The sequence below is a fragment of the Mesorhizobium sp. M7A.F.Ca.AU.001.01.1.1 genome (assembly GCF_004022735.1).
Lineage (GTDB): Bacteria > Pseudomonadota > Alphaproteobacteria > Rhizobiales > Rhizobiaceae > Mesorhizobium > Mesorhizobium ciceri.
This window is the reverse complement of the sequence record NZ_RZPF01000440.1, coordinates 1-5,584: the sequence shown is the minus strand read 5'-3', so window position 1 is coordinate 5,584 and position 5,584 is coordinate 1. Positions and strand designations below refer to the sequence as shown.

Genomic DNA, 5,584 nt, shown 5'->3' with positions numbered 1-5,584 from the left:
GCCGTCGACCTGCGCGAATTTTTCGAACACGTTCTGCAGTTTCTCGGCCGGTATGCCGATGCCGGTGTCCTCGACGCGGATCTTGAGCTGGACCACGTCGTTGACGATCTCGCCGCCGACGTCGATCAGCACGTGACCCTTCTCGGTGAACTTCACTGCGTTGCCGAGCAGGTTGGTGATGATCTGCCGGAACCGGCCGGCGTCGCCGACGACATGGGCCGGCAGGCGCGGATCGACGCGCACGATCAGTTCGAGGTTCTTTTCGGCGACGCGCGCCGAGACCAGCGTCGCCACGTCCTCGACCGCCTCGGAAAGGCGGAAGGGAGCAGGGTCGAGGGTGAGCTGGCCAGCATTGATCTTGGAGAAGTCGAGGATGTCGTTGATGATGGTGAGCAGCGCGTTGCCGGACTTCACGATAACGTCGGTGAAGGTCTTTTGGCGTGGGGTCAGATCGGTCTTGGCCAGCAGTTCGGCCATACCGAGCACACCGTTCATCGGCGTGCGGATCTCGTGGCTCATATTGGCCAGGAATTCCGATTTGGCGCGGTCGGCGGCCTCGGCCTTGAACAGGGATTCGGCGGATTCGGCAAAGGCGCGGCGGATCGCCACTTCCATCGGGCGGAAGATCCAGAAGGCGACGATGGCAAGGGCCGCGAACAGGATGCCGCTGGCCCACAACAACAGCCTGTCGCTGGAGGCATCGGCCAGATGGCGCTCATCATCCATGGCGGTGCGGACGCGAACCAGCATGGGTTGGGCGAACAGGTCATTCTGGTTGCGGATTTCGCGATAGCTCCACTCGTCGACCTTCTGCGCCACCGACATCAGGTTGAAATTGCGCACCATGTCGCGCGGCGACCAGAACAGATCGCCGTTAACTGAAGCGGATTGGAGTTCGTCGACGGTTTTGATCGACAGCCGCGGCTTGATCGCCGCAAGCTGGGCGGTCAGCGTCTCGATCTCGCCGGTCAGGCGCTCCGAATGGCCGCGCGCCGATGTGGTCAGGGCATCGCGTGTCTCCGCCCGCCAGGCGGTGCCGGTCGTCTCGGCAAAGCTGGTCGCGTTGCGCAGGTCTCGGGTGAAGATGACGAGATTGCTGCTCAGCGCATCGATGTCGCGGCGAAAGGAATTGACGCGATCAAGCGCAATCACGATGCCGGCGGAAGCCAGCGCGAAGATCAGCAACCCTGAAATATAGCGGATCCGGACCGACCGGATGAAGGACGAATATTCAGGCATGCGCAACCCCAACACATACGCACCATTTTAATGGCCGGGATTACGCTTCATTTACATTAAAATTTCGTTCGTTCGGGCAGGCGAGCCGTGCGAGCCGCCGGATGGACAGCGCGCCTAGGCCGCGTCCACGACGAGGGCGCGGATGCGGCCACTCACCGGGCCTTCCCCGAACCGTTTCCCAAGGGCATTCGCCACGTATCGCGTCACCTCCTCCAGCGAGCCACCGCGCGCCTCGATCTCGACCCGCAGGGGCGTGCCCTGGCAATAGGCCGTGGCCGCCTCATATGGCGAGGAAGCGGCGCTGACGGCATCCAGCGGCTCTATGGTAATGTTACGGAAGCCGGCGGCATGCAGGTCGGCGCGGATGACGTCCGCATCGTGATAGCCATGCGGTGTCCTTGCCATGAAGCGAGGCGGATCGGCCGGGAAAAAATGGCCGAGCGCCCGCGTCACCTCATCGGCAAACTCGTTCTCTTCGATGGCACCCCAGACGTTGAACAGGAAGTGTCCGCCCAGCCGCATCACGCGCCGAACTTGCCCGTAGGCGCCCACCCGATCGGGGAAGAACATCGCGCCAAACTGGCAGGCCACGGCGTCGAACTGTGCGTCCTCGAAGGGCAGCGCCTGAGCATCGGCCTGCTGCCAGGTGATGCGAGGATCGTCCACCATCCGCGTGCGTGCGTGGTCGAGCATGGGCTGGTTGAGGTCGGTGACCACGATGCGCGCTTGCGCCGGCAGCTTTGCTGCGAGCGCACGTGTCACCACACCGGTGCCCGCCGCCACTTCGAGCACCGATTGCGGCCCGAGCTTCGACACCCGCTCCGCCAGATCCCGCGCATATGGCTCGAAGATCAGCGGCACCATCGCCCGGTCGTAGATCTCGGGAATGGAACCGCTGAACAGCTTGTCGGTGGTCGACATGGCATCCTCCAACTCTTATCCGCACCGCGTGCTTGCCGTGCGGATGTCAATCCTCTGCCTCGGCAGGCTTCCGCTCAAGTTCTATTTCAGAACCGGCCGGCGGGGACGTGCGTGCAATCAGCTCGATGTTCCGGCTGGCACCAACCTTAGCTGTTACGCGCCGCCACGAATGTCGCCGCTTCTTTCAGCAACTGGGCATCGTCGCCATAGGGCTCAAGCAGCGCATGCGCCTGTTGGACGAGGCCGTGCAGCTGGCCGCGTGCCCAATTTGCACCATGCAAGGCCACCAGCGTCGCCTTGCCGGCGGCGGCGTCCTTGCCGGTCGCCTTGCCCATCTGGCTGGCGTCGGCGGTCAAATCGAGCAGGTCGTCGGCAAGCTGGAAGGCAAGACCGATCGCCGAGCCGAATTCGGCCAGCCGCTCGCGGTCATCGGCCGGGGCGCCGGCGATGAGGGCGCCTGCCTCGCAGGCGAAGCGGATCAGCGCGCCGGTCTTCATCGCCTGCAGCCGGATGATGCCGGCCTCGTCCGGCGGCGTCTGTTCGGCTTCGAGATCGAGCTTCTGGCCGCCGACCATGCCGCCTGCTCCGGCGGCGCGGGCAAGCGCCAGCACCAGGGCTGCCCGCCGCTCCGCCGGCAGCGCGGTCGACTCGCCGGCAATGATGTCGAAGGCCAGCGTCAGCAGGGCGTCGCCGGCCAGGATCGCGGTCGCCTCGTCGAAGGCCTTGTGCACGGTCGGCTGGCCGCGACGCAGGTCGTCGTCGTCCATGGCGGGCAGATCGTCGTGGATCAGCGAATAGCAATGCACGCATTCAAGTGCGGCGGCGACACGCAGTGCCGCCTCGCCGTCGGTGGAAAAAAGGGCGGCACTTTCCATGACCAGGAAGGGCCGCAGGCGCTTGCCGCCGTTCAGCACGCCATGGCGCATCGCCGCCATCAGCCGGTCCGGCCGGGCGATCTCGCCCGAAAGCGCGCGGTCGTCGAGCAGTCGCCGCAGCAGCACCTCGACGGCGGCTGCCCGCCTGATCAGCGCCATTTCGAACGCCATTTGGTCGTCATTCGTCATGGCCGGGACCGGTAGCCGACACTCAGACGTTGCGCAAGAAGGCAAGCGCCATTATGCCGGAGCAGTATGAGCCCGTTCGGAAACTCTACTCCTGCGGTCATCTGAGGGCGTTTTCTGCGCTTCCGGTGCTTGCGTACTCTAATGTACGCTCCGCTCCGGTTCTCGAAAACACCGTCACATGACTCACAGGAGCGCGTTTCAAAACGAGCTCTCTGGCACGGGTTGGGCGGCTTGGCGGAACCGATCGTCGATCATGAAACCGAAAAGCTGGACATGGCGACGAGATCGCGGGGCGTAAACCGCCGTGGTCTCAAGCGCTGGGTCCGGCGCGGCATCGTCGTGGCCGCGGTGCTGGCCTTGATTCCGGTCGTGCTGACATTTCTGTACCTGCCGTTCTTCGTGCATCCTGTCTCGACGCTGATGCTGAAGGACCTGGCGACCTTCTCCGGTTACGACCGCCGCTGGGTGTCGATCGATGACGTGTCGCCGGTGCTGGCCAATTCCGTCATCATGTCGGAGGACGGGCAGTTCTGCTTTCATCGTGGCGTCGATCTCGGCGAGCTGAGAGGCGTCGTCGACGATGCGCTGGCCGGCGAAGCGACGCGCGGCGCCTCGACCATCACCATGCAGACGGTCAAGAACCTGTATCTCTGGTCGCGGCCGCTGGGCTCGGTGCGCAAGGTGGTCGAATTGCCGCTGGCCGTCTATTTCGATGCGGTGATGTCGAAACGGCGCATCATGGAAATCTATCTCAACATCGCCGAGTGGGGGCCGGGCATCTACGGCATCGAGGCCGCGGCACAGCACCATTTCGGCGTCTCGGCAAAACAGCTGTCGCGACGGCAGGCCGCCCTGCTTGCGGTCTCTTTGCCAAATCCGATCGCCCGCAATCCGGCCAAGCCCGGGCCTGGCCTGAGGCGGCTTGCCAATCTGATCGAGCGGCGAGCCGGCCGCTCGGGGGCCTATGTCGGTTGTCTCCGCTAGCCGATCCAAAAAAATTCGCGCCAGTGCTGGCCAAAACGGCACAGGGCGTGTATAGGCACCCGACTTTCTCAGATTTAGGCCCCGACATGGCCCTTTCACGAGGGCGGGCGGGGCTTTTGACCATGTAGTGGAGCATATCCATGGCCGTTCCGAAACGTAAAACCTCTCCGTCCAAGCGCGGCATGCGCCGCTCGGCCGACGCCCTCAAGGCCCCGACCTATGTCGAGGACAAGAATTCCGGCGAAATGCGCCGTCCGCACCATATCGACCTGAAGACCGGCATGTATCGCGGTCGCCAGGTGTTGACGCCCAAGGAAAGCTGAGACCAGCCTTCCAAAGGTTTGAATTCCAAAAGGACCGGCCAGTGGCCGGTCCTTTTGCGTTTGGGGGGCGGGGTAGCGCGCATCTCGACGCGTGGGCGGCAATCGTTGCAGGCAACCGGCTGACATTGTTGTTGCGTGCGGTCTTCGACCGTGTTCAACGCTGCCATCGAAACATCTTGACGGCGTGCCTGTGGCGCATTCTACAAAGGATTGCCCCCACATGGAGACGCCAGATGTTCGGTGCCATTCCGCTGCTGATCGTGCCTTTCGTGCTCTACAATCTCGGACTGCTGGGAATATTCGGCAGCGGTGACGATCCGTGGGCAAGCGAGGTCTTCTCATTCAGCATGATGTCGGGTGGCGTGTTCTCGATGACGCTTGGCGATCTGATGGTGCTGATTGGGCTGATCTTCCTGTTCCTCGAAATGGCGAAGTCGGTGCGCACCACCAACGCCTCGATCATGGACCATCTTCTGTCGACGCTGGTCTTCGTGGCCTTCCTGGTCGAATTCCTGCTGGTGAAGGGTGCGGCCCATTCCGTCTTCTTCACGCTGATGGTCATCGCGCTGTTCGACGTGCTGGCCGGATTCGCGGTGTCGATGCGGTCGGCCAGCCGGGACATCAATTTGAATTAGGTCCCCCGGCGCGGAAGGCGGAAGTTTGACGGGCACTTGCGCTGACAGTTGGCGCAAACGCCCCTAACGTCGTCATCCCAGGGCGTAGCAAGGAGCGTAGCGACGGGCGCAGACCCCAGGGTCCAAGCCGCGACACGTGAGCGTTTCAGCGGTCCAGAATTCTGCTCCGCTGCACTCTACGGCGGATGTTACGGAATGGATCCTCGGGTCTGCGCGACGGAGCCTCGCTCCTGCTCCGCCCGTGGATGACGAAGTTCCCGACCTCACCCCGGATCGGCGGTGAAACCGGCGGCCTCGATGCCGGCGATTGCCGCGGCTTCGTCATTGTCCGACGTGTCGCCTGAAATGCCGACGGCGCCGATGATGGCACCGGCCTTGTCGCGGATCAGCACGCCGCCGACGACCGGCAGCACGCGCC

7 protein-coding genes are annotated in these 5,584 nt (G+C 63.7%); 3 read left to right on the top strand and 4 right to left on the bottom strand.

The genetic code is table 11. The features are described from left to right. The 3 genes from EN884_RS23615 to EN884_RS23605 all read right to left on the bottom strand — a co-directional run. The coding region (locus EN884_RS23615) for a histidine kinase dimerization/phospho-acceptor domain-containing protein (RefSeq protein WP_245491975.1) at positions 1 to 1,239 on the bottom strand (1,239 nt) is incomplete at its 3' end. A 114-nt stretch (positions 1,240 to 1,353) separates the two neighbouring features. Continuing rightward, a complete protein-coding gene (locus EN884_RS23610) occupies positions 1,354 to 2,160 on the bottom strand; it encodes a methyltransferase domain-containing protein (RefSeq protein WP_063169167.1) in 807 nt (268 codons plus the stop codon). A gap of 146 nt (positions 2,161 to 2,306) precedes the next feature. Continuing rightward, on the bottom strand, positions 2,307 to 3,224 hold the full coding sequence (locus EN884_RS23605) for a polyprenyl synthetase family protein (protein WP_063169166.1): 918 nt from the start codon (positions 3,222 to 3,224) through the stop codon (positions 2,307 to 2,309). 222 nt (positions 3,225 to 3,446) lie between these two features. Between EN884_RS23605 and EN884_RS23600 the strand changes: the two genes are divergently transcribed. The 3 genes from EN884_RS23600 (at position 3,447) to EN884_RS23590 (ending at position 5,166) form a co-directional block, all read left to right on the top strand. Then, on the top strand, positions 3,447 to 4,208 hold the full coding sequence (locus tag EN884_RS23600; protein ID WP_013529225.1) for a transglycosylase domain-containing protein: 762 nt from the start codon (positions 3,447 to 3,449) through the stop codon (positions 4,206 to 4,208). Between the two features lie 140 nt (positions 4,209 to 4,348). Then, a complete protein-coding gene (rpmF, locus tag EN884_RS23595; protein WP_008834724.1) occupies positions 4,349 to 4,531 on the top strand; it encodes a 50S ribosomal protein L32 in 183 nt (60 codons plus the stop codon). A gap of 233 nt (positions 4,532 to 4,764) precedes the next feature. Continuing rightward, the gene (locus EN884_RS23590) at positions 4,765 to 5,166 is read left to right on the top strand and encodes a hypothetical protein (RefSeq protein WP_013529226.1); all 402 of its coding nucleotides are present in this window, start codon (positions 4,765 to 4,767) and stop codon (positions 5,164 to 5,166) included. Between the two features lie 263 nt (positions 5,167 to 5,429). Here the strand turns inward: EN884_RS23590 and EN884_RS23585 are convergent. Further along, positions 5,430 to 5,584, bottom strand: a 155-nt coding sequence (locus EN884_RS23585) for a heme-binding protein (RefSeq protein ID WP_206617628.1), incomplete at its 5' end; no start/stop codon positions are given.